The organism is Streptoverticillium olivoreticuli subsp. olivoreticuli (assembly GCF_003391135.1).
In the GTDB taxonomy this organism is placed as follows: Bacteria; Actinomycetota; Actinomycetes; order Streptomycetales; family Streptomycetaceae; genus Streptomyces; species Streptomyces blastmyceticus.
The window spans coordinates 2,591,600-2,613,640 of sequence record NZ_CP031455.1; the positions used below are offsets into that span (position 1 = coordinate 2,591,600).

Below are 22,041 nucleotides of genomic sequence, written 5' to 3' on the forward strand. Positions count from 1 at the left end.
CTCAGCGGGTCTCGGTGAGCGCCGCGGCCTCGCCCACGGCCGGGTCCGGCGTCTTCGCCGGGGCGGCCTTGCGGGCGGAGGGCAGGAGTCCGCGCAGTCCGACGGAGGCCGTCTGGCGGGCGCCGCGTCCGGCGAGGCGCCGTACGACGAGGTCGCCGGCGAGCTGGACGGCGGTGACGATGACGATGAGCAGCACGATGGTGATGTTCATCAGGCCCGTCTCGTGGCGCTGGAAGCCGTAGGAGATGGCGAGGTTGCCGAGCCCGCCGCCGCCGACGGCGCCGGCCATGGCGGAGTAGCCGATGAGGGCGATCACGGTGGTGGTCAGGCCGGCGACGATCGAGGGCAGTGCCTGCGGGAGCAGCACCTTGCGGACGACGGTCCAGGTGCCGCCGCCCATCGACTGGACGGCTTCGACCAGTCCGTGGTCGACCTCGCGGACGGAGGTCTCCACCAGGCGGGCGAAGAAGGGGATGGCGCCGACGGCGAGGGCGACGACGGCGGCGCTGGGGCCGATGGAGGTGCCGACCACGAAGCGGCTGAAGGGGATCAGCCAGACGAGGAGGATGATGAAGGGCAGGGAGCGGCCGAGGTTGACGACCGCGCCGATGACCTTGTTCACCACGACGTTCTGGAGCAGCGCGCCGCGGTCGGTGAGGACCAGCAGGATGCCGAGCGGCAGGCCGCCGATGATGGCGTAGACCGTGGACCACCACACCATGAAGAGGGTGTCCAGACACGCGTCGCGCAGCAAGGGCTGCATTTCGGACCAGGTCACTTGGCACCTTCCTTGAGGAGCTCGTCGGCGGGCGCCGGTGTCTTCACGGGGGCGACCTCGACCTGGAGGCCCTGTTCCCGCAGGAAGCCGATGGGGACGACGTTCTCCTCGAAGCGGCCGGGGAGCTCGATGCGCATCCGGCCGACCTGCTTGCCGCAGACGGTGTCCATCGCGGCGCCCAGGATCGAGATGTCGACGTTGTAGGTGCGCGACAGCTGGGAGATGACCGGCTGGGTCGCGGCCTCGCCGTGGAAGGTGATGTCGACGACCGTGCGGTCCTCGCCGGAGGGCTCGCCGCCGACGGGGAAGAGCTCGGCCGCCAGCTCGGAGCCGGGGGTGGCGAGCAGTTCGGAGACGGTGCCGGACTCCACGACACGGCCGCCCTTCATGAGGGCCGCGGAGTCGCAGATGGTCTTGACGACCTCCATCTCGTGGGTGATGAGGAGGACGGTCAGGCCGAGCTGCCGGTTGAGGTCGCGCAGCAGCTGGAGGATGGAGCGGGTGGTCTCCGGGTCGAGCGCGGAGGTCGACTCGTCGGAGAGCAGCACCTTGGGGTCGCCGGCCAGGGCGCGGGCGATGCCGACGCGCTGCTTCTGGCCGCCGGAGAGCTGGGCGGGGTAGGCCTTGGCCTTGTCGGCGAGGCCGACGAGGTCGAGGAGTTCGAGTGCCTTGCGGCTGCGTTCCTTGCCGGAGATGCCGAGGATCTCGAGCGGGAGCTCGATGTTGCTCTGGACCGTGCGCGAGGAGAGCAGGTTGAAGTGCTGGAAGACCATGCCGATGCGGCTGCGGGCCTTGCGCAGCTCGGCGCCTGCGCGGGGGCCGCGGCCGGCGAGCGCCGTGAGGTCCTGTCCGGCCACGGTGACCGTGCCGGAGCTGGGGCGCTCCAGGAGGTTGACGCAGCGGATGAGGGTCGACTTGCCGGCGCCGCTCTGGCCCACGACGCCGTACACCTCGCCTTCGCGCACATGGAGGTCGACGCCGTCGAGGGCGGTGACCTCGCGGCCGCGTGAGCGGTAGACCTTTGTCAGGCCCGTAGTGGTGATCACAGGGGTTTCCGTCACTGTCGAGTGCGCGGCGGTGGTGGTGCCGGGCACGGGAATTCATTGCGGAACGCGGCATCGGTGATCCCCGGCGGGCGCGTGGCGCGCGGCTTCGGGGTCCTGGTGACGCGGGGCGGAGCTTCCGGTCCGGTCCTGGGGACACGGGTCGGGCTCCAGGAGTCTCGCTTCGGGGCGCGAGGCACAGAACGGGGGCCCTCAGCGGTCACACATTCGACACATGCAACGAGCACCGGGCGTCATCATCGCCTCGGTCGCAAGGGTGCGGCTGCTCGTCGTGGTCATGCGGGAAAGTAAAACAGAAGCGTGTGCGAGTCGGCCAAGCCTGTCCGAATAGCGGACGCGATTGGCCGAAGCGTGGACATCACCGGCCGATTACAGATGATCTTGAGGTCACCCCCGTGGCCTGCGCGGATGTGACCGGAGGGCGCGTGGGCCGCACGCCGCGCGGGGTCCGGCGACCCGCCGTATGTGGCCAAGACCACGGCGCCCGGCCCGGCGGGCGGGGCCGGGCGCGGGGCCCGGGGTCGCGCGCGGGGCGGTCACGGCGGGCCATTAAAGTCGTCCCATGCTTGTCCAGCCCCCCGCGCACACCCGCGCCGCCCGGCGGCCGCGGTGATCGACGCGCTGACGCTCGCGGTCGGCCTGACCGCCCTCGCGCTGGCCGCCTGGTGCGGCTTCGCCTTCTCGCGCGACCAGTCCACCAAGGACTGGCACTTCATCGGCATGGCCGTGGTGTCCGTCCTGGCCCTCGTCCAGCTCGTCATCGGCGTCGTACGGCTGGCGGGCGGCGACAAGCCCGCGCAGGGCATGGCCATCTTCGTCGCCTATCTGATCGGCTCGGCCGCCGCCGTGCCCGCCGCCGGGTTCATGTCGCTCGTGGAGCGCACGCGCTGGGGCTCGGCGACCGTCGCGGCGGGCGGCGTGATCCTGGCCGTGCTCGAAGTCCGGCTCTACGACATCTGGGGAGGCTGAACCATGACCCGAACCTCCGAGCAGCCCGCCAAGGCCGCCTTCGACCTCGGCCAGGGGCCGGGCCGGCTGCTGGTCTGGCTCTACGGCGTCTTCACCGTCGCGGCGGCCTCCCGCTCGATCGTCCAGATGATCCTGGACTTCGGCAGGGCACCGTTGGCGTACGTGCTGTCGGCGGTGGCCGCGGTGGTCTACGCCTTCATCACCTACTCACTGGTACGCGGCGGGCCCGCGGCCCGCAAGGCGGCGCTGGTGTGCTGCGGGGCGGAACTGGCCGGCGTGCTCGTCGTCGGGACCTGGACCCTGGTCGCGCCGTCGGCCTTCCCCGACGCGACGGTGTGGTCGGACTACGGGATGGGCTACCTCTTCATCCCGGTGATCCTGCCGGTGACGGCGATGATGTGGCTGCGGCGGGCGCCGTCGAACGCCGGACGGACCGGCGAGGCCGACCCGTCCGGCGTCTGAGGACTCCCGGCTACGCGCTGGCCGCGAAGACCCCCACGCCCTTCTCGAGCGTCACCAGCGTGACCTTCGCGGAGACCCGCTCCGTGCCCACCTGCGCGTACCCCCACTTGCGGTACAGCCGCAGGTTGCCCTCGTTGCGGTGGCCCGTCGCGAGCCGGAAGCGCCGCGCGGACCACTCGTCCGCGAGCCGGTCCTCGACCGCGCTCAACAGCCGCCCGCCCAGACCGTGCCGCTGCATCCGCGGGTGGACGATCAGGCCCGCGATGGACGCCGTGCCGTCCGTGTCGACCGTGCCGCGCACCGAGCCGACGACCTCGTCGCCGAGCCGGGCCACCAGCACACAGCCGCCGGCCAGCTCCGTGCGGAGCCCGTCGAGGGTCTGGGTGAGGGGTTCGATGGAGTAGTCGCCGTAGAGCTCGGCCTCGCCCTGGTAACAGAGGTACTGGAGCTTGAGGATCTGTTCGGCATCGTCTTCGGTCGCCGCAGAGATGGTCACGCTCATGCCCATGTGCGCACGCCTCCCCTTTTCCGGTTCGGTCCGCCCTGACAGGAGCCGTCGCGATGTACGCCGCCTCCATGGCGCCGGCTGTCTAACGCTCCTTTCCCCCACGTTCAGGAGCCGCAACCTCCGCCGCGAGCATTCTGCGCAGACAACCAAGGCAACGGGAACGCACGGGCCCCAAAGATCCTTGTGAGATACCCAACTCGCCTGCGATTTCCCGGTAGGTGGGGTCGCTCCGGGAGAGCAGCGCGCCCAGCAGCCCCGGGCATCTGCCGGGCAGGCGGCGCACGGTGGCGCGCAGCGCGCGGCTCTCCTCGGCGGCGAGCACCGCCTGCTCCACACAGGACTCACCGGGCGGCTCGCCCGCGGTCGGGTCGAAGAGCACCTCACGGCGGGCCCGGCGGCGCGCGACGCGGGCCTCGGCCCGTACGGCCGCACGCAGCCGCAGCGCGGAGACGGACCACCGGCCGCGGGCGGCGCGCCGGTCGCTCAGCAGCCGTACCCACACGGACTGTTCGAGGTCGGCGGCCTCGATGCCCGCGGCCGGTGCCTCCGCCGCGCACTCGGCCGCCAGCAGCGGCCGCAGTGCGGTCAGAAGATCGTTCGGTGTCATGACGGGCGGGACGTGAGCGGCCCGCCCGCCGGTTGCCGCCAGGGCGCGCGGCCACCCTTCCGGGTGAGATCGCGCGCCGTGCTTACGGTTGACGTCCGTGCGCCACTACTTGCGGAAGTCCGCCCGCGCGAGCGCCGCCGTGTCGCAGTTGTCGGAGAAGATCCCGTCGATGCCGGTGGCGAAGTACGTCTTGAACGCGCCGAACGCGTCGCCGTAGGCGTTGGGGTCCGTGCCGCGCCGGAAGTCGGCGGGCAGGAAGCTGTTCTCGTTGCGCATCGTGTAGGGGTGCAGGATCAGGCCCTGCGCGTGCGCGTCGCGCACCAGCGTGGTCGGCTTGGTGAGCCGGTCGTTCTTGTCCCGGGGGATGATCAGGTTCACCCACGGGCCGATGCCCTGGGCGAAGCCGGAGACCCACTTCAGGCCCTTGGGGGTGATGAGGTCCGCGACCGTGCGCGGGTCCTTGGCCTCGACGAAGTCCCAGGGCTTGGTGGGCAGGTCGTCCAGCAGCAGGATCTTCGGGCCGTCGACGCCCAGCTTGCCCAGCCGCTGGAGGCTGCTGGGCTCGAAGGACTGGAGGAAGGTGTGCCCGTTGCGGCCCGAGCGGCCGTAACGGCGCAGCAGCTTGGCGAGGGGCTCCTCCAGGCCGAGCCCGGCCTTGCGGAAGTACGTGGGGTGCTTGGTCTCGACGTGCAGCCAGATCTTGCGGCCGCGCTTGCGGCCCTGCTCGTCGGCCCACTTGAGGACCTCTTCGAAGGTCGGCACGTCCCAGCGGCCGTCGTAGAGGGTGTTGCGCTGCCGGTTGCCCGGGATGCGCTCGATGGCGCGCAGCGTCTTCAGCTCGGCCAGCGTGAAGTCCTCGGTGAACCAGCCGGTGTGCGCCTCGCCGTCGACCGTCTTGGTCGTCCTGCGGGAGGCGAACTCCTTGCGGGAGGCGACGTCGGTGGTGGCGGTGATGTCGTTCTCGTGCCGGCAGACCAGGTGCCCGTCCTTGGTGGGCACCAGGTCCTGCTCGATGACGTCCGCGCCGTTGGCCAGGGCGTACTCGTAGGAGCCGAAGGTGTGCTCGGGGCGGTAGCCGCAGGCGCCGCGGTGGCCTATGACGGTCGGCGTCGGCAGGTCCTTGTACGAGCCGGAGTCACCGTGCCCGCGCCCGTACGCCGCGGGGTCCGCGCCCGGCCCGCGCTGCGCGGCCGTCGCCGTGCCCGCTCCGCCGCCGAGGACGACCGCCCCGGCCCCGAGGGCCGCCGCGGCCCCCAGAAGGGTGCGCCTGCCCGGCCGCTGCTCCTGCTCCATGAACGCTCCTAGCGTTGTGTTGCTCTCAGTGCCTGTCCGGCACCTGTCAGACGCGCCGATCGTAGGCACGTACGACTTTCCGATGGGAAGACGAAGGTCAAACAGGGTGCAAACTCACGTCAACACTGCGTATCGGGTCCATGAACCCGGCGTGCGCACCCGGGGTACCGGCGAGTATGGTCAGCCCCTGCGCAGGCGTGCGCCACCTCGACCACCACGACCGGAGGGCCCGTTGTCCCGCATCTTGCTCAAGGCGTTTCTCGGATTGCTCATGCGCGTCCTGTACCGCCCCAAGGTGGAGGGCGCGGAGCACATCGCCGAGAGCGGCCCGGTGATCCTGGCCGGCAGCCATGTCACCTTCGTCGACTCGCTGTTCCTCGCGCTGGTGGTCAAGCGGCAGGTGTTCTTCATCGGCAAGGACGAGTACGTCACGGGCAAGGGGATCAAGGGCCGGCTGATGGCCTGGTTCTTCGGCAGCTCCGGGATGATCCCGGTGGACCGCGACGGCGGCCGCGGCGGCGTCGCCGCCCTGATGACGGGCAAGCGGGTGCTGGACGAGGGCCAGGTCTTCGGTATCTACCCCGAGGGCACCCGCTCCCCCGACGGCCGCCTCTACCGCGGCCGTACGGGCATCGCCCGGCTGACGCTGATGACGGGCGCGCCGGTGGTGCCGTTCGCGATGGTCGGGATGGACAAGGTCCAGCCGGGCGGCAAGGGCAAGCTCCGCATCGCCCCGGTGACGATCCGCTTCGGCAAGCCGCTGGACTTCTCCCGCTACGAGGGCATGGACCGCGACCGCTATGTGCTGCGGGCCGTCACCGACGAGGTGATGACCGAGGTCATGGGCCTGTCGGGCCAGGAGTACGTGGACATGTACGCCACCAAGGCGAAGGCCGCCTGACGTCACGCACTCCTGACCCGGGATCGCTCTAGGCCCGGCCGATGCACGCGGGCTGGAAGCCCGGGTCGGCCGGGCCCTTGCGTGCCAGGGCGTTGAGCACCCACTGCGCGACGACCGGGTCCTTGGTGGCCTGGTCGTGCATGAAGGGGTCGAGCGGGCACTTGTCCTGGAGCACCACGTTGGTGAGGTGCTCGGCGGGCCCGGTCAGCAGGGCGCTGGTGTAGGGGATGACCACCTCGTCGTGCCGGGTGGTGATCACCGTGTAGTCCGGGCCGGCCGGGGTCTCGTCGCCCGCGTTGAGCTTCTTCAGCAGGTCGGAGCCGACCTGCTGGTCCACACAGGACGGGCAGAAGGTCCAGCCCGCGGGGATCGCGAGCGGGTTCTTGGTGCCGTGGTTGGACGGGACGATGCCGATGAGGTCGTCCACCTTGTCCGCGCCGCCCAGGAACTTCACGTAGTAGCGCGGCATCATGCCGCCCTGGCTGTGACCGACGATGTCGACCTTGGCGGCACCCGTCGCGCCCCGCACGGCCTCGACGAAGTCCCGCAGCTCGGCGGCCGCCTGGGGGATCGGGTCGGTCTCCATGTGCCCGTAGTTGAAGGCGAAGACGCAGTAGCCCTCGGACTTCAGCTTGGGCGAGAGGGCGGCCCAGTTCTCGGCCATCAGCTTGAAGGTGCCGTTGACCAGCACCACCGGCTGGGGGTGGGCCGAATCCGGCTTGCACGACCAGTCGTTGGCACCGCGCGGCGGTATGTCGAGGACGGAGGCGGAGGCCGGGGAGGCGAGGCCCGCGAGGCCGAGGGTCGCGGTGGCCGCGGCGGCGAGGAGGAGCCTGACAGTTCTACGCAGACGCATGGGGGGTCCTTTGGGCAACGGGACTCTCGTCCGAACCATGTTCGACAATGTCGACCGGTGGACGAGATGTTTGCGTGCGCATAAGGATCGCGTCAAGGGCAATTGTTTCCGGTAAATGTCACACGGGCCGGGGCTTGTCGCCCCGACCCGTGTGCGGTTTGCTGCTCATCCGAGTTGTGCGTCGCTCAGTGGCCTCCCGCGCCTTCCTCCAGCCGCTGGCCGCGCAGCAGGAACCAGGCCGCGACCGCCGTGGCCAGCAGCACCGCCGCGCCGATGCCGGAGGCGATCCGCAGCCCCTCGACAAAGGCGTCCTGCGCCGAGGAGAGCAGGGCGTCGCCCGTCTCCCGCGGCAGCCCGGCCGCCGCCTCGACCGCGCCGCCCAGGGAGTCGTGGGCCTCGGCCGCGGCCCGGTCCGGCACCGTGGCGGACACGTCGAAGCCGCGGTAGACGCCGGTGACGATCGAGCCGAGCAGCGCGATGCCGAGCGCCGCGCCGAGCTCGTACGCCGTCTCGGAGACCGCCGAGGCGGCGCCCGCCTGCTCCTTGGGGACGCTGGAGAGGATCACATCGGCGGTGACGGTGAAGGAGAAGCCCGCGCCGACGCCGACCACCAGCAGCACCGCGCCCAGGACCGGATAGGCGGTGCCCGCGTGCAGCCAGGTGAGCACGGCGAGCGCGACGCCGATCGCGGCGAGTCCGCCCGCCACCACCGACCGCACGGACCAGCGCCGGGCGGCGCGCCCGGCGAGCAGGCCCGCGGTCACCGCGCCGACGGCGGCGGGCAGTTCGGCGAGCCCCGCCTGCAGCGGATTGCGGCCCTGGACCAGCTGGAGGAACTGCGACAGGAAGAAGACCAGCCCCGACAGGCCCAGGATGGTCAGCAGGTCGGCGAGGACCGCCCCGGAGAAGCCGCGGTGGTGGAAGAGGCGCATGTCCAGCAGCGGCTTGGACAGCTTGAGCTGGCGCCGTACGAACCACACCATCGCCAGCAGTCCCGCGACGCCCGCCAGGAGGAAGTACCAGCGGAAGCCGTTCGCCGCCGACTCCTTGACGGCGTAGACGACCGCCACGATGCCGACCATCGACAGACCCACGCTGAGCAGGTCCCAGGGGCCGGGCGAGGGGTCCTTGGACTCGGGCAGCAGCTTGAGGCCGACGATGACAAGCACGGCCATGACCGGCAGGTTGATCAGGAAGACCGAGCCCCACCAGAAGTTCTCCAGCAGGAAGCCGCCCACCACCGGGCCCACGGCCGCGCCGGCGGAGGCCATCGCGCCCCAGATGCCGATCGCGAAGCTGCGCTCCTTGGGGTCGTGGAAGAGGTTGCGGATCAGGGCCAGGGTCGAGGGCATCAGGGTCGCACCCGCCACGCCCAGCAGGGCCCGGGCGGCGATCATCATCTCCGGGGTCGTCGCATAGGCGTTGAGCACGGAGACGCCGCCGAACGCCACCGCGCCCGTGAGCAGCAGTTTCTTACGGCCGACGCGGTCGCCGAGGCTGCCCATGGAGACCAGGAGCCCGGCGATGACGAAGGAGTAGATGTCGCCGATCCACAGCAGCTGGGTGCCCGAGGGGCGCAGGTCCTCGCTGAGGAAGGGGGTCGCGAGGCCCAGCACGGTCGCGTCGACGGCGACCAGGAGGACGGCCAGGACGAGGACGGCCAGCGCCAGCCAGCGCCCCGGACGCGGCGCTTCCGGCGCGGCGTCCGACTGCGGGGTGTCGGTGTGACCGGTCACGGCTTCATCCTCCGCTCCGCTCCGCCGAGCAGCAGCTCGGCGACCATGTGGGTGCGGTCCTTGGCCGCGACCCTGCCCTCCTGGACGGCCCAGGCTCCGGAGCCGATCAGCCCGTAGAGCGCCTCGGTGAGCCATGCGGGCGAGAGGTCGAGCCGGAAGGTGCCCTCTTCCTGGCCGCGCAGGAAGAGGGCGGTGACGCGGGCGTCGAGCCGGTTCCAGCCCTCGTTGACACCGGCCTCGTAGAGCTGGTTCTCGGTGAACAGGAACGCCATGAGCCCGGCCACCGGCTCAGTCTTCGCGATCAGCCGGCGGACGGCGTCGGCCGCGTCGCCCTCCTCGGTGCGGGCTTCGTCCAGGGCGTGCTCGAACTGCCGGATGCTGAGATCCTCCAGGGCGCGCACGAGCGCGTCGCGCCCGGAGAAGTGGCGGTGGAGGGTGGCGCGGCTGATCCCCGCGGCTCTGGCGATCTCGTCCATGGAGGCGGTCGCCTTGCGGGTGAGCAGCCCGGCGGCTGCTTCGAGCACATGGTCAGGGTCGACACTCATGAGACGACCATAACCCGAATGAGACAGTGATGTCTCATTCGGGTGGTCGACGTCTCATCGAACGCCCGATGGGCGCCCTAGCCGCGCTTGGCCTCCGCCCACTCGCGCTGCACCGCCAGATCGGCCTTGACCTCGCCGAGCTGCACGGCGACCGCCGAGGGCGCCGTGCCGCCCCGCCCGCTGCGCGAGGCGAGCGCCCCGGGCACGTCGAGGACCGTGCGGACCTCCGGGGTGAGGTGCGGCGAGATCGCGGCGAACTGCTCGTCCGTGAGCTGGTCGAGCTCGATGCCGTGGGCCTCGCACTCCTTGACGCACTCCCCCGCGACCTCGTGCGCGACCCGGAACGGCACTCCCTGCTTGACCAGCCACTCCGCGATGTCGGTGGCCAGCGAGAAACCGGCCGGCGCCAGTTCCTCCATCCGGGCCCGGTTGACCGTGAGGGTCGCCATCATCCCCGTGAAGGCCGGGAGCAGGACCTCCAGCTGGTCGCAGGAGTCGAAGACGGGCTCCTTGTCCTCCTGGAGGTCGCGGTTGTAGGCGAGCGGCAGCGCCTTGAGCGTCGCCAGCAGGCCGGTCAGATTGCCGATGAGCCGCCCGGACTTGCCCCGCGCCAGCTCGGCGATGTCGGGGTTCTTCTTCTGCGGCATGATCGAGGAGCCGGTGGAGAAGGCGTCGTGGAGGGTCACGAAGGAGAACTCCTTCGTGTTCCAGATGATGACCTCCTCGGCGATCCGCGACAGGTCGACGCCGATCATCGCCGTGATGAAGGCGAACTCCGCGACGAAGTCCCGGGCGGCCGTCCCGTCGATGGAGTTGCCGACCGAGCCGCGCTCGAAGCCCAGGTCCGCGGCGACCGCCTCCGGGTCAAGGCCGAGCGAGGACCCGGCGAGCGCCCCCGAGCCGTACGGGGAGACGGCCGTGCGCTCGTCCCACTGCCGCAGCCGCTCCGCGTCCCGGCCGAGCGCCTGGACGTGGGCGAGGACGTGGTGGGCGAAGAGCACGGGCTGGGCGTGCTGGAGGTGCGTGCGCCCCGGCATGGCGACGTCCGCGTGCGCCTCGGCCAGGCCGACCAGGGCCTCCTGGAGGTCGGCGATCAGCCCGCCGATGATCCGGGCGTGGTCGCGCAGATACATCCGGAAGAGGGTGGCGACCTGGTCGTTGCGGGACCGTCCGGCGCGCAGCTTGCCGCCGAGGTCGGGCCCGAGCCGCTCCAGCAGGCCGCGCTCCAGGGCGGTGTGCACGTCCTCGTCGGCGATGGTGCCGGTGAAGGTGCCCGCCGCGACATCGGCTTCGAGCAGCCCGAGGCCGTCGGTCATCCGCCGGAGCTCGTCGGCCGTCAGCAGACCGGCCTTGTGCAGCACGCGCGCGTGCGCGCGGGAGCCCGCGATGTCGTACGGGGCGAGGCGCCAGTCGAAGTGGACGGAGGCGGAGAGCTTGGCCAGTGCCTCGGCGGGCCCGTCCGCGAACCGGCCGCCCCACAGCCGTACGTCGCCGCCGCTGTTGCCGTTGCTCACTTGCTGCTCCTCAAGGCTGGTGGTGTGCGGCCGCCTCCCCGCTTCGGGCGGGGAGGCGGCTTTCTTGCAGAGGGTTCAACGAGCCCGGGGTCAGACCAGGTCACGCTTGGCGGCGATCTTCGACGAAAGGCCGAAGATCTCGATGAAGCCCTTGGAGAGCGACTGGTCGAAGGTGTCGCCGGTGTCGTAGGTGGCGAGGTTGAAGTCGTAGAGCGACTGCTCGGACTTCCGGCCGGTGACGACGGCGCGGCCGCCGTGCAGCGTCATCCGGATGTCGCCGGAGACGTGCTGGTTGGCCTCGGCGATGAAGCCGTCCAGCGCCCGCTTGAGCGGCGAGAACCACAGGCCGTCGTAGACCAGCTCGCTCCACCGCTGCTCGACCTGCCGCTTGTAGCGGGCCAGCTCGCGCTCGACGGTGACGGACTCCAGCTCCTGGTGGGCGGTGATCAGCGCGATCGCGCCGGGCGCCTCGTAGATCTCCCGGGACTTGATGCCGACGAGGCGGTCCTCGACCATGTCGAGCCGGCCGATGCCCTGGGCGCCGGCCCGGTCGTTGAGCTGCTGGATGGCCTGGAGCACGGTGACGGCCTTGCCGTCGATGGCCACCGGGACGCCCTGCTCGAAGGTGATGATCACCTCGTCGGCCTCCCGGGGGGTGGCCGGGTTCGCCGTGTAGTCGTAGACGTCCTCGATCGGGGCGTTCCAGATGTCCTCCAGGAAGCCGGTCTCCACGGCCCGCCCGAAGACGTTCTGGTCGATGGAGTACGGCGACTTCTTGGTGGTCGCGATCGGGAGCTGCTTCGCCTCGCAGAAGGCGATGGCCTTGTCCCGGGTCATGGCGTAGTCCCGGACCGGGGCGATGCAGGTGAGCTCCGGCGCGAGGGAGGAGATGCCCGCCTCGAACCGCACCTGGTCGTTGCCCTTGCCGGTGCAGCCGTGGGCGACGGTGCTCGCGCCGTGCTTCTTGGCGGCGGCGACGAGGTGCTTGACGATCGTCGGCCGGGAGAGCGCGGAGACCAGCGGATAGCGGTCCATGTAGAGGGCGTTGGCCTTGATCGCCGGGAGGCAGTACTCCTCGGCGAACTCGTCCTTGGCGTCGGCGACCTCCGCCTCCACCGCACCGCAGGCGAGCGCGCGCTTGCGGATGACGTCCAGGTCCTCGCCGCCCTGGCCGACATCCACGGCAACGGCGATGACCTCGGCGCCCGTCTCCTCGGCGATCCAGCCGATGGCGACGGAGGTGTCCAGGCCGCCGGAGTAGGCGAGTACGACGCGCTCGGTCACTGGTTTCTCCTTACGATGCATACGCTGATGGGTATAACTATGCACTGCGCCGTATGCTTCGTCAATAGCCGGTGGGCGGGCATGTCGGGGGCGGCCGGACCCGGATTTGGATCACGGCGCCAAACAGGATATTTTCTTCTTGCACGCCCCACCGGGAAGAAAAACCCGGAGGGACGCGGCACCGGGACGTGGCGCAGCTTGGTAGCGCACTTGACTGGGGGTCAAGGGGTCGCAGGTTCAAATCCTGTCGTCCCGACGGTGCAGTGAAGGTGAGCGGCCCGGAGGTTTCCTCCGGGCCGCTCTCTTGCGTGCGGGGCTCAGACGATGCGTACGCCGCCGCGGAAGACCGCCGTCACCGCGTGCACGGCCGTGATGTCGGTGAGCGGGTCGCCGGACACGGCGACGAGGTCGGCGTCGTAGCCGGGGGCGATGGAGCCCTTGTGGCAGGCGACGCCGCAGACGCGGGCCGCCGTGGAGGTCACGGCGCGCAGCGCCTCCAGCGGGCTGAAGCCCAGTTCCACCATGGCCGTGATGCAGTGGGAATGGCTGCCGTGCGCCTTGACCGGGTGGATGCCGGAGTCGCTGCCGCATGCCATGACCACGCCGGCCTGCCGCATCGCCGCCAGTCCCGCGATCGTTCCGGGGATCCGCCGGGCGATCCCGGGCGGTGGCGGTACGCCCGGCAGCGAGCCCAGGGTGAGCGAGGCGACGACACCCGCCCGGACCATCTCGTCGATCACCCGGCGGTCGTAGTGGACCCCGGCCTCGTCGTCGGTGACGAAGAAACAGTGCTCGATCGAGTCGAACCCGGCGGCGACGGCGCGGGCGATGCCGGAGGCCGTGTGCGCGTGCGCGGTGATGGGCAGTTCGTGCCGGTGCGCCTCGCGTACGGCCGCGCGCAGTTCGGCGTGGCCGTACTGCGTGCGGTACGGGTCCGAGCCGGGTGTCGTACCACCGCCGGTCACCATCATCTTCACCACGTCCACGCCGCGCTCCGCGCGTTCGCGCACCGCCGCGCGCACCCCCTCGATCCCCTCGGTCTCGCCGCCGAGGAACCAGCAGTGCCCGTGGGGCGTGGTGAGCGGCGGGCCGGAGGCGAGCACCCGCGGGCCCGCGGCGGGGTCCTTCGCAGTCTCCTCGCGCAGCCGCAGCGCGAGATAGCCGCGGTCGCCCAGGTCGCGTACGGTCGTCACGCCCGCCGCGAGCGTGGCGCGGGCCGCGGCCCGCATGCGGTCGAGCAGCTCCCCGTCGCCGGCGCACCGCAGGCTGCCCACCACGTCGTCGCTCGCGTCGAAGGCCAGGTGGACGTGGGTGTCCACGAACCCGGGGAGCAGCGTGGCCCCGCCCAGGTCGACCTGCCCGGCGCCGGCGGGCGGCTCCCCGCCCGCGCGGACGTCGACGATCCGCCCGCCCTCCACCAGCACCAACGGCCGTTCCACGGGCTCCGGCCCCGCCCCGTCGAACAGCGATCGCGCGCGTACGGCGAGCATGGCTCCTCCTGTGTTCAATCGGCTGTGCTCAACTCACTGATGGCCCCCGTCAATTGCCCGGTGGAAGCCTCGTGTTAAGCCCGGCGACATCATGATTTCCCCGTGGGGCGGGAGAAGTCGGCGGAGCGCACGGCCTGCTGACAGGAAAACGGCAAGGGGCGCGGACCCGGCGGGTCCGCGCCCCTTGGCGAAGAGCGTCAGCGTTCCTTCTGGGCCAGTCTCAGGAGGTGGTCCGCCAGGGCCTGGCCGCCCTTGGGGTCGCGGCTGATGAGCATGACCGTGTCGTCGCCCGCGATGGTGCCGATGATCTCGTGGACGCCCGCCTGGTCGATGGCCGAGGCGAAGAACTGCGCGGCGCCCGGCGGGGTGCGCAGCACGACGAGGTTGGCGGACGCCTCCGCCGAGATCAGCAGCTCGCCCGCCAGGCGGCCCATGCGGGCCTCCGTGGCGGACTCCCCCAGCGGGGCGCGGGGGGTGCGGTCGCCGCCCTCCGAGGGGACCGCGTAGATCAGTTCACCGCCGGTGTTGCGGATCTTCACGGCGCCCAGCTCGTCGAGGTCCCGGGAGAGGGTGGCCTGGGTGACGGACAGTCCGTCGTCGGCGAGCAGCTTCGCGAGCTGGCTCTGCGACCGCACCGGCTGCCTGCCGAGGATGTCCACGATCCGGCGGTGGCGGGCGGTGCGGGTCTGCGGTACGGCCTGTCCGCCGTGGAACGGCTCGGGCTCCTGCGCCTCGGTCATCGTCTCGTCAGTCTCCGCTTCGTCGTTCCCGTGGCCCCCGTCGGCCGGCCGCACCTGTGGCCCCGCGCTTACGCACCTCCGCCGGCGGCGACAGTGTCCAGGACCCCGGGCAGGGCCTGGAGGAACGTTTCCACCTCATCTTCGGTGATGATCAGCGGTGGGGCCAGCCGCACCACGTGGGGCGCGACCGCGTTCACCAGGAGTCCGGTGTCCTGTGCTGCTTGCTGCACCTTCGGTGCAAGGGGCTCGGAAAGGACAATACCCAGCAGCAGGCCGGAGCCACGGACCTGGTCGACGAGGGGGTGGGCGAGCGCCGTGATCCCGTCACGCAGTCGCTCCCCCGTTCGCTTCACCCGGTCCAGGATTCCCTCGGTCTCCAGGGTGTCCAGGACGGCCAGGGCGGCGGCGCAGGCCACGGGGTTGCCGCCGAAGGTCGAGCCGTGCTGACCGGGCGTCAGCAGGTCGGCGGCCGGGCCGAAGGCCAGGGTCGCGCCGATCGGCAGGCCGCCGCCGAGCCCCTTGGCGAGGGTGATCACATCGGGCTCGACGCCCTGCGCCCGGTGGTCGAACCAGTGGCCGGTGCGGCCGATACCTGTCTGGATCTCGTCCAGGACGAGCAGTGTCCCGGTTGCCCGGGTGATCTCCCGGGCGGCGGTCAGGTAGTCCGGGGGCGGTACGACGACGCCGTTCTCGCCCTGGATCGGCTCCAGCACCACGAGCGCCGTGTCGGTGGTGACCGCGGCCCGCAGCGCCTCGGCGTCCCCGTACGGCACGTGCGTGACGTCCCCCGGCAGCGGCAGGAACGGCTCCTGCTTGGCGGGCTGGCCGGTGAGGGCGAGGGCGCCCATGGTGCGGCCGTGGAAGCCGCCGACGGCCGCGACCGTGTGTGTGCGGCCCGTACGCCGTCCGATCTTGAACGCGGCCTCGACGGCCTCCGCGCCGGAGTTGGAGAAGTAGACGCGGCCGGGGCGGCCCGCGAGGTGGAGGAGGCGCTCGGCGAGGGCCACGGGAGGCTCGGCGGTGAAGAGGTTGGAGACGTGGCCGAGCGTGGCGATCTGGTCGGAGACGGCACGCACGACCGCCGGGTGGGCGTGGCCGAGGGCGTTGACGGCGATGCCGCCGACGAGGTCGAGGTAGGGCCTGCCGTCGGCGTCCCACACGGTGCTGCCCGCGCCGCGCACGAGGGGGATGCGGGGGGTGCCGTAGTTGTCCATCAGGGCGCCCTGCCAGCGCCGGGTGAGCTCGGCGTTGCTCATGCTTCCCTCTCCTGGGGCTCGTCGGGCACGACCATCGTGCCGATGCCTTCGTCGGTGAAGATCTCCAGCAGGATCGAGTGCTGGACCCGCCCGTCTATCACGCGGGCGGTGGTGACGCCGTTGCGCACGGCGTGCAGGCAGCCCTCCATCTTGGGGACCATGCCGCTGGTCAGCTCGGGCAGCAGCCGCTCCAGCTCGCTCGCGGTGAGCCGGCTGATGACCTCGTCGCTGCGGGGCCAGTCCTCGTAGAGGCCCTCGACGTCGGTGAGGACCATCAGCGTCTCGGCGCCGAGCGCGGCGGCGAGGGCCGCGGCGGCGGTGTCGGCGTTGACGTTGAAGACGTGGCCCTCCGCGTCCGCGACGTCCGCGCTGCGGGCGATGGAGGAGATCACCGGGATCCGGCCGTCGTCCAGCAGCGCCTGGACGGCACCGGTGTCGACCTGGGTGATCTCGCCGACCCGGCCGAGGTCCACGCGCTCGCCGTCGATCTCGGCGTAGTGCTTGGTGGCGGTCATGGTGCGGGCGTCCTCGCCGGTCATGCCCACGGCGAGCGGGCCGTGCCGGTTGAGCAGGCCGACCAGCTCGCGCTGCACCTGTCCGGCGAGCACCATCCGTACGACGTCCATCGCCTCGGGCGTGGTGACCCGAAGGCCGGCCTTGAACTCCGAGGTGAGGCCCATCCGGTCCAGCTGGGCGCTGATCTGCGGTCCCCCGCCGTGCACGACGACCGGGCGCAGGCCCGCGTGGCGCAGGAAGGCGACGTCCTGGGCGAAGGCCGACTTCAGCTCCTCGTCGACCATCGCGTTGCCGCCGAACTTGATGACGACGGTCTTGCCGTGATGCCGCGTCAGCCAGGGCAGCGCCTCGATGAGCGTGCGGGCCTTGGGCAGGGCGGTGTGCTTGCGGGTGCTCGTGGCACCGGGAGTCGTCATGAGGAGTACGCGCTGTTCTCGTGGACGTAGTCGGCGGTGAGGTCGTTGGTCCAGATGACCGCGCTCTCCTCGCCCGCGGACAGGTCGGCGGTGATGCGGACCTCGCGGTAGCGCATGTCGACGAGGTCGCGGTCCTCGCCCACCGAGCCGTTCTTGCAGACCCAGACGTCGTTGATCGCGACGTTGAGCCGGTCCGGGTCGAAGGCGGCCGCGGTGGTGCCGATGGCGGAGAGCACCCGGCCCCAGTTGGGGTCCTCGCCGTGGAGGGCGCACTTGAGGAGGTTGTTGCGGGCGATGGTGCGGCCGACCTCGACGGCGTCGGCCTCGGTGGCCGCGCCCACGACCTCGACGCGGATCTCCTTCGAGGCGCCCTCGGCGTCGCCGATGAGCTGGCGGGCGAGGTCGTCGCAGACGGTCCGTACGGCCTCGGCGAAGTCGTCGTGGGCGGGGACGACGCCGGAGGCGCCGGAGGCGAGCAGCAGCACGGTGTCGTTGGTGGACATGCAGCCGTCGGAGTCGACCCGGTCGAAGGTGGTGCGGGTGGCGGCGCGCAGGGCCCGGTCGAGGACGGTCGCGTCCACGTCGGCGTCGGTGGTGATGACGGCCAGCATGGTCGCGAGGCCCGGGGCGAGCATGCCCGCGCCCTTGGCCATGCCGCCGACGGTCCAGCCGTCGCCTTGCGCGACGGCGGTCTTGTGGACGGTGTCGGTGGTCTTGATGGCGATGGCGGCCTTCTCGCCGCCGTGCGGGGAGAGTTCGGCGGCGGCCTTCTGTATGCCGGGGAGCAGCTTGTCCATCGGCAGCCGGACGCCGATGAGGCCGGTGGAGGCCACGGCGATCTCGGCGGCGTCCACACCCAGCGCCTCGGCGGCCTTCTCGGCGGTGGCGTGGGTGTCCTGGAAGCCCTGCGGGCCGGTGCAGGCGTTGGCGCCGCCGGAGTTGAGGACGACCGCGGAGACCTGCCCGCCCTTGAGGACCTGCTCGGACCACAGGACCGGGGCGGCCTTGACGCGGTTGGAGGTGAAGACTCCGGCAGCGGCCAGGCGGGGCCCGGTGTTGACGACGAGGGCGAGGTCGGCGCCGCCGCTCTCCTTGATCCCGGCGGCGATGCCCGCCGCCGTGAACCCCTGTGCTGCGGTCACACTCACGCTGTCTTCTCCTTCTCCACGCCGCCGTGGAGGCGACTGCTCGTGACGTTCTGAACGGTGCCGGCCGTCCGGTCGCAGGGCGCCGCCCTAGTGAGGAGGACGGCCAGGGCGCGGCGGATGTGCGCGGCCCCGAACCGGCCCCGCGGGCTCATGGCGCCACTCCCGTGGCGGGCAGTCCCAGCTCCTCGGGGAGCCCGAGGGCGATGTTCATGCTCTGCACCGCGCCGCCGGCGGTGCCCTTGGTGAGGTTGTCGATGGCGCAGACGACCACGATCCGGCCGGCCGCGGGGTCGTGCGCGACCTGGACGAGCGCGGCGTTGGAGCCGAGGACGGCGGCGGTGGAGGGCCACTGCCCCTCCGGGAGGAGGTGAGCGAACGGCTCGTCCCGGAAGGCCTTCTCGTACGCGGCCCGCAGGCCCTGCGCGGTGACGCCCGGCCGCGCCTTGGCGCTGCACGTGGCGAGGATGCCGCGGGGCATGGGCGCCAGGGTCGGGGTGAAGGAGACGGTGACGGGCTCCCCCGCGGCGGCGGTGAGGTTCTGGATCATCTCGGGGGTGTGCCGGTGGCCGCCGCCGACGCCGTAGGGGCTCATGGCGCCCATGACCTCGCTGCCGAGCAGGTGCGGCTTGGCCGCCTTGCCCGCGCCCGAGGTGCCGGAGGCGGCGACGATCACGGCCTCGGGCTCGGCGAGCCCGGCGGCGTAGGCGGGGAAGAGCGCGAGCGACACGGCCGTGGGATAGCAGCCGGGGACGGATATCCGCGCGCTGCCGCGCAGGGCCTCCCGCGCGCCGGGCAGCTCGGGCAGTCCGTACGGCCAGGTGCCGGCGTGCGGCGAGCCGTAGAACCGCTCCCACTCCCCGGCGTCCCGCAGCCGGAAGTCCGCTCCGCAGTCGACGACCAGCACCTCGTCGCCGAGCTCCGCGGCGACGGCGGCGGACTGCCCGTGGGGCAGCGCGAGGAAGACGACGTCGTGCCCGGCGAGCGCCTCGGCCGAGGTCTCCTCCAGCACGCGCCCGGCGAGCGGCAGCAGGTGCGGCTGCACCGCCCCGAGCCGCTGCCCGGCGCTGGAGTGCGCGGTGAGGGCCCCGATCCGCACCTCAGGGTGCGCGAGCAGCAGACGCAGCACCTCACCGCCCGCGTACCCACTCGCTCCTGCCACTGCCGCACGGATTGCCATCGGGCCCCTCCTGGTCGATGGCATGACTATACGAAGGATTGAAGTTTTATGCAATGAGTACCGGAGATGCCGCCCCACACCTGCCCGAGGGGAGAGCGAGTGCCACCGAACAGGGGCAAAATGGGCACGTGGGCGTCCGGCGTGTGTCGGTGGACCGCCTCCTGGCGCAGCCGTCGGGCCGCGGGCTGGTGGCGATCCCGCTCGTGCTGATCGTGGTGATCACCGTCGTGGACCTCCACTCCGGGATGGACGTCCACCTGGGCCCGCTGCTGGTCATCGCGCCCGCGCTCACCGCCTCCTTCGCCGGGCCGCGGCTGACCGCCCTGATCGGGGTGCTGGCGGTCGCCGCCCAGGTCTTCATCGCCGTGTTCCACGGCGGGCTGGCCACGACCAACCACGTGGCGCAGATCATCGCCCTGACCGTGCTCTCCGCCGTGGGGGTGTTCGTCTGCCTGCTGCGGGAGCGGCGCGGGCGGGAGCTGAGCCGGGCGCGGTCGGTGGCCGAGACGGCGCAGCTGGCCCTGCTGCGGCCGCCGCCCCACCGGATCGGGCCGCTGCGGGTGGCCTGGCTGTATCTGGCGGCCGAGGACGAGACCCAGATCGGAGGAGACCTGTTCGCGGTCGCCCGCGCCGCGCACGACTCCACCCGGGTGATCATCGGAGACGTACGGGGCAAGGGCCTGGCCTCCATCGGCGAGGCCTCGGTGGTGCTGGGCGCCTTCCGCGAGGGCGCCCATCGGTACGCCACCCTGCCCGAGCTCGTCACCGCCCTGGAGGAGAGCGTCTGCCGGGACCTGGAGGAGGTCGCCGACACCGAGCACGACCCCGGCGAGCACTTCATCACCGCCCTCGTGCTCGACATCCCGGACCACGGCCCGCAGGCCGAGATGGTCAGCTGCGGCCATCCGCCTCCCCTGCTGATCGACGGCCACGGCCGGAAGGTCACCACTCTCAGCCCGCGCAGCCCCACACCCCCGCTGGGCATGTGCGGGCTGCCCGCACCCCACCACCCCACCGACCCGTTCGCCTTCGAGCCCGGCGACCTCCTCCTGCTCTACACCGACGGGGTCATCGAGGCCCGCTCACCGTCCGGGGACTTCTATCCGCTCACCGAGCGGCTCGCCTCCTTCCCCGCCTCCAGTCCCGAGACCCTGCTGCGCCACATCCACCGCGACCTGGTCGCCCACATCGGCGGGCCGCCCGCCGACGACGCCGCCCTCCTGGTCATCGAACGCGCCCCCGCCCACCACCGGCCGCGCATCACGGCCCACCCCCTCGACGGCCACCACCTGCTCCAGCCGTAGCCCCGGGGCCCGGCAGCCGTGACGACTCCGGGTGTGCCACCACGGATATCCGCCCGGATGCGGCGCACGGCCGCCATGATGCTGTCGGCGGGTCCCCCCCGCGTCCCCGGCCGCGGGAAGACATCGACGTTTTGCTATTTGCGCAACTACGAAACTGTAGGGTGCTGCCGTGCCGCGGCCCGGTCGTGGCCGCTCGACATGTCCCTTCCCCGAGCCGAGGGCCGTGACCGTGAACTTCCCGCTCGCCGCCCGCCCCATGGGCCGGGGCCGGCACCTGCAGCTGTGGGGCCGCCTGTCGCCGCTGTGGCGCCTGGACTGGATCCTGCTCGGCGCCGTGGTGGCCCTGGGCTCGACCGGGGCGCTGCTGGCCTGGTCGGCCACCCGCTACCGCCAGGTGGCCCTGGGTGCCGACCCCGACCTCTACCTCGAACGGCACCTGCTCAACCTGGCGCTCGGACTGGTGCTGTGCGCCGCGGTCACCGCGGTCGACTACCGCCGCTCCCGCGGCTACGCCCCCGTCTTCTACGGCGCGGCCGTGCTGTTCCTGGCCACCGTGCTGACCCCGCTGGCCAGCACGGTCAACGGCGCGCACTCCTGGATCGTGCTGGGCGCCGGCTTCTCGCTCCAGCCGTCGGAGTTCGTCAAACCGGCCGTGGTGGTGATGCTCGCGGCGCTGCTGACGGAGGCGCGCGAGGCCCGGTGCGGGGAGGTCCCCCGCACCCGGCAGGTCGCGGCCTCCCTCGCCCTGGTGGCCGTACCGGCGGCGGTCATCATGGCCAGCCACGAGCTGGGCACCAGCCTGGTGCTGGTGGCGATCACCGTGGGGCTGCTCTACGCGTCCGGCGTCCCGGGCCGCATCCTCGGCGTCCTCGGCGCCCTGGCCGCGGCGGCGGCCACCGCCGTCGTCACCCTGCACCTGCTCAGCGCCTACCAGCTCAACCGCTTCGCGGCCTTCGCCGACCCGAACCTCGACCCCTCCGGCGTCGGCTACAACACCCAGCAGGCCCGCATCGCCATCGGCGCCGGCGGCCTGCTCGGCCAGGGCCTCTTCCACGGCGACCAGACCACCGGCGGCTTCGTCCCCGAGCAGCAGACCGACTTCATCTTCACCGTCGCCGGCGAGGAGCTCGGCTTCCTCGGCGCGGGCGCCGTGATCGCCCTGCTCGGCGTCGTGCTCTGGCGCGCCCTGGCCATCGCCCGCCGCGCCGAGGACATGTACGCCACGCTGCTGGCCGTGGGCATCGTCTGCTGGCTGGCCTTCCAGTCCTTCGAGAACATCGGCATGACCCTGGGCATCATGCCCGTCGCGGGCATCCCCCTGCCGCTGGTCTCCTACGGCGGCTCCTCGATGTTCGCCGTCTGCCTGGCCGTCGGCCTGCTCCAGTCCATCCAGCTCGTCTCCACCCGGCCCCGCAGCGCCTGACCGGAGCGGTACCCCTGTCGAGAGGGGACCGGTCACGAGATATCTTGATGTCGA

General features: G+C 71.8%; 22 protein-coding genes and 1 tRNA gene. 6 read left to right on the forward strand and 17 right to left on the reverse strand.

Annotated features, from left to right (window positions below):
* Position 1: 1 nt before the first annotated feature.
* Together DXZ73_RS10790 and DXZ73_RS10795 are read right to left on the reverse strand one after the other, a co-directional pair.
* A complete protein-coding gene (locus DXZ73_RS10790) occupies positions 2–778 on the reverse strand; it encodes a methionine ABC transporter permease (protein WP_116210784.1) in 777 nt (258 codons plus the stop codon).
* On the reverse strand, positions 775–1,824 hold the full coding sequence (locus DXZ73_RS10795) for a methionine ABC transporter ATP-binding protein (RefSeq protein WP_116215538.1): 1,050 nt from the start codon (positions 1,822–1,824) through the stop codon (positions 775–777). Before DXZ73_RS10795 ends, DXZ73_RS10790 begins: the two co-directional genes overlap by 4 nt.
* A 627-nt stretch (positions 1,825–2,451) precedes the next feature.
* On the opposite strand from DXZ73_RS10795, the gene DXZ73_RS10800 reads away from it, so the two are divergent.
* The gene (locus DXZ73_RS10800) at positions 2,452–2,811 is read left to right on the forward strand and encodes a hypothetical protein (protein WP_116210785.1); all 360 of its coding nucleotides are present in this window, start codon (positions 2,452–2,454) and stop codon (positions 2,809–2,811) included.
* 3 nt (positions 2,812–2,814) lie between these two features.
* Positions 2,815–3,273: a hypothetical protein gene (locus DXZ73_RS10805; RefSeq protein WP_116210786.1), complete on the forward strand. Its 459-nt coding sequence runs from the start codon at positions 2,815–2,817 to the stop codon at positions 3,271–3,273.
* A gap of 10 nt (positions 3,274–3,283) precedes the next feature.
* Here the strand turns inward: DXZ73_RS10805 and DXZ73_RS10810 are convergent, their stop codons facing one another.
* From DXZ73_RS10810 to DXZ73_RS10820, 3 genes are all read right to left on the reverse strand, one after another.
* Positions 3,284–3,781, reverse strand: coding sequence for a GNAT family N-acetyltransferase (locus DXZ73_RS10810; RefSeq protein WP_116210787.1), 498 nt, complete (start codon positions 3,779–3,781; stop codon positions 3,284–3,286).
* 82 nt (positions 3,782–3,863) lie between these two features.
* Positions 3,864–4,388 (reverse strand): sigma-70 family RNA polymerase sigma factor, encoded by a 525-nt coding sequence (locus DXZ73_RS10815; RefSeq protein WP_116210788.1) that lies wholly within the window; start codon positions 4,386–4,388, stop codon positions 3,864–3,866.
* A gap of 105 nt (positions 4,389–4,493) precedes the next feature.
* The gene (locus DXZ73_RS10820) at positions 4,494–5,681 is read right to left on the reverse strand and encodes a glycerophosphodiester phosphodiesterase (protein ID WP_116210789.1); all 1,188 of its coding nucleotides are present in this window, start codon (positions 5,679–5,681) and stop codon (positions 4,494–4,496) included.
* A 232-nt stretch (positions 5,682–5,913) separates the two neighbouring features.
* Between DXZ73_RS10820 and DXZ73_RS10825 the strand changes: the two genes are divergently transcribed.
* Positions 5,914–6,582, forward strand: coding sequence for a lysophospholipid acyltransferase family protein (locus DXZ73_RS10825; RefSeq protein WP_116210790.1), 669 nt, complete (start codon positions 5,914–5,916; stop codon positions 6,580–6,582).
* A gap of 28 nt (positions 6,583–6,610) precedes the next feature.
* Here the strand turns inward: DXZ73_RS10825 and DXZ73_RS10830 are convergent, their stop codons facing one another.
* From DXZ73_RS10830 to DXZ73_RS10850, 5 genes are all read right to left on the reverse strand, one after another.
* On the reverse strand, positions 6,611–7,438 hold the full coding sequence (locus DXZ73_RS10830) for an alpha/beta fold hydrolase (RefSeq protein ID WP_116210791.1): 828 nt from the start codon (positions 7,436–7,438) through the stop codon (positions 6,611–6,613).
* Positions 7,439–7,623: 185 nt separating this feature from the next.
* A complete protein-coding gene (locus DXZ73_RS10835) occupies positions 7,624–9,174 on the reverse strand; it encodes an MFS transporter (protein WP_116210792.1) in 1,551 nt (516 codons plus the stop codon).
* Positions 9,171–9,719, reverse strand: a complete 549-nt coding sequence (locus DXZ73_RS10840) for a TetR/AcrR family transcriptional regulator (protein ID WP_240351296.1) — start codon at positions 9,717–9,719, stop codon at positions 9,171–9,173. The genes DXZ73_RS10835 and DXZ73_RS10840 overlap by 4 nt, the downstream gene beginning before the upstream one ends.
* Before the next feature lie 77 nt (positions 9,720–9,796).
* Positions 9,797–11,233 carry an argininosuccinate lyase gene (gene argH, locus DXZ73_RS10845; RefSeq protein WP_116210794.1) on the reverse strand — a complete coding sequence of 479 codons (1,437 nt, stop codon included), beginning with the start codon at positions 11,231–11,233 and terminating at the stop codon, positions 9,797–9,799.
* Between the two features lie 90 nt (positions 11,234–11,323).
* Positions 11,324–12,517: an argininosuccinate synthase gene (locus DXZ73_RS10850; protein WP_116210795.1), complete on the reverse strand. Its 1,194-nt coding sequence runs from the start codon at positions 12,515–12,517 to the stop codon at positions 11,324–11,326.
* A gap of 182 nt (positions 12,518–12,699) precedes the next feature.
* Here DXZ73_RS10850 and DXZ73_RS10855 point away from each other — a divergent pair.
* Positions 12,700–12,773: transfer RNA gene (locus DXZ73_RS10855), tRNA-Pro, on the forward strand.
* A gap of 61 nt (positions 12,774–12,834) precedes the next feature.
* Here DXZ73_RS10855 and DXZ73_RS10860 read toward each other — a convergent pair.
* The 7 genes from DXZ73_RS10860 to argC form a co-directional block, all read right to left on the reverse strand.
* The gene (locus DXZ73_RS10860; protein WP_116210796.1) at positions 12,835–14,007 is read right to left on the reverse strand and encodes an amidohydrolase family protein; all 1,173 of its coding nucleotides are present in this window, start codon (positions 14,005–14,007) and stop codon (positions 12,835–12,837) included.
* A gap of 197 nt (positions 14,008–14,204) precedes the next feature.
* Positions 14,205–14,747, reverse strand: a complete 543-nt coding sequence (locus tag DXZ73_RS10865) for an arginine repressor (protein ID WP_116215539.1) — start codon at positions 14,745–14,747, stop codon at positions 14,205–14,207.
* Between the two features lie 68 nt (positions 14,748–14,815).
* On the reverse strand, positions 14,816–16,003 hold the full coding sequence (locus DXZ73_RS10870) for an acetylornithine transaminase (RefSeq protein ID WP_116210797.1): 1,188 nt from the start codon (positions 16,001–16,003) through the stop codon (positions 14,816–14,818).
* Positions 16,000–16,935, reverse strand: coding sequence for an acetylglutamate kinase (argB, locus tag DXZ73_RS10875; RefSeq protein ID WP_116210798.1), 936 nt, complete (start codon positions 16,933–16,935; stop codon positions 16,000–16,002). The genes DXZ73_RS10870 and argB overlap by 4 nt, the downstream gene beginning before the upstream one ends.
* Complete coding sequence (argJ, locus tag DXZ73_RS10880) at positions 16,932–18,083, reverse strand: bifunctional glutamate N-acetyltransferase/amino-acid acetyltransferase ArgJ (protein WP_116210799.1); 1,152 nt, start codon at positions 18,081–18,083, stop codon at positions 16,932–16,934. The genes argB and argJ overlap by 4 nt, the downstream gene beginning before the upstream one ends.
* Positions 18,080–18,235: a hypothetical protein gene (locus DXZ73_RS38050; protein ID WP_162890141.1), complete on the reverse strand. Its 156-nt coding sequence runs from the start codon at positions 18,233–18,235 to the stop codon at positions 18,080–18,082. Before DXZ73_RS38050 ends, argJ begins: the two co-directional genes overlap by 4 nt.
* Entirely contained in the window at positions 18,232–19,260 is a 1,029-nt protein-coding gene (gene argC / locus DXZ73_RS10885; RefSeq protein ID WP_116210800.1) for an N-acetyl-gamma-glutamyl-phosphate reductase, read from the reverse strand. Before argC ends, DXZ73_RS38050 begins: the two co-directional genes overlap by 4 nt.
* Before the next feature lie 128 nt (positions 19,261–19,388).
* On the opposite strand from argC, the gene DXZ73_RS10890 reads away from it, so the two are divergent.
* Both DXZ73_RS10890 and rodA read left to right on the forward strand, forming a co-directional pair.
* Positions 19,389–20,564 carry a PP2C family protein-serine/threonine phosphatase gene (locus DXZ73_RS10890; protein ID WP_240351297.1) on the forward strand — a complete coding sequence of 392 codons (1,176 nt, stop codon included), beginning with the start codon at positions 19,389–19,391 and terminating at the stop codon, positions 20,562–20,564.
* Positions 20,565–20,787: 223 nt separating this feature from the next.
* Entirely contained in the window at positions 20,788–21,987 is a 1,200-nt protein-coding gene (rodA, locus tag DXZ73_RS10895; RefSeq protein WP_425315822.1) for a rod shape-determining protein RodA, read from the forward strand.
* Positions 21,988–22,041: the final 54 nt, after the last annotated feature.

Excerpts from the sequence above, each read along its gene's own strand:
- DXZ73_RS38050 (WP_162890141.1), bottom strand. The coding sequence starts at position 18,235 with ATGAGCCCGCGGGGCCGGTTCGGGGCCGCGCACATCCGCCGCGCCCTG.
- DXZ73_RS10820 (WP_116210789.1), bottom strand. The coding sequence starts at position 5,681 with ATGGAGCAGGAGCAGCGGCCGGGCAGGCGCACCCTTCTGGGGGCCGCG.
- DXZ73_RS10860 (WP_116210796.1), bottom strand. The coding sequence starts at position 14,007 with ATGCTCGCCGTACGCGCGCGATCGCTGTTCGACGGGGCGGGGCCGGAG.
- DXZ73_RS10870 (WP_116210797.1), bottom strand. The coding sequence starts at position 16,003 with ATGAGCAACGCCGAGCTCACCCGGCGCTGGCAGGGCGCCCTGATGGAC.
- DXZ73_RS10865 (WP_116215539.1), bottom strand. The coding sequence starts at position 14,747 with ATGACCGAGGCGCAGGAGCCCGAGCCGTTCCACGGCGGACAGGCCGTA.
- DXZ73_RS10840 (WP_240351296.1), bottom strand. The coding sequence starts at position 9,719 with ATGAGTGTCGACCCTGACCATGTGCTCGAAGCAGCCGCCGGGCTGCTC.
- argC (WP_116210800.1), bottom strand. The coding sequence starts at position 19,260 with ATGGCAATCCGTGCGGCAGTGGCAGGAGCGAGTGGGTACGCGGGCGGT.
- DXZ73_RS10830 (WP_116210791.1), bottom strand. The coding sequence starts at position 7,438 with ATGCGTCTGCGTAGAACTGTCAGGCTCCTCCTCGCCGCCGCGGCCACC.
- argB (WP_116210798.1), bottom strand. The coding sequence starts at position 16,935 with ATGACGACTCCCGGTGCCACGAGCACCCGCAAGCACACCGCCCTGCCC.
- DXZ73_RS10805 (WP_116210786.1), top strand. The coding sequence starts at position 2,815 with ATGACCCGAACCTCCGAGCAGCCCGCCAAGGCCGCCTTCGACCTCGGC.
- DXZ73_RS10815 (WP_116210788.1), bottom strand. The coding sequence starts at position 4,388 with ATGACACCGAACGATCTTCTGACCGCACTGCGGCCGCTGCTGGCGGCC.
- DXZ73_RS10810 (WP_116210787.1), bottom strand. The coding sequence starts at position 3,781 with ATGGGCATGAGCGTGACCATCTCTGCGGCGACCGAAGACGATGCCGAA.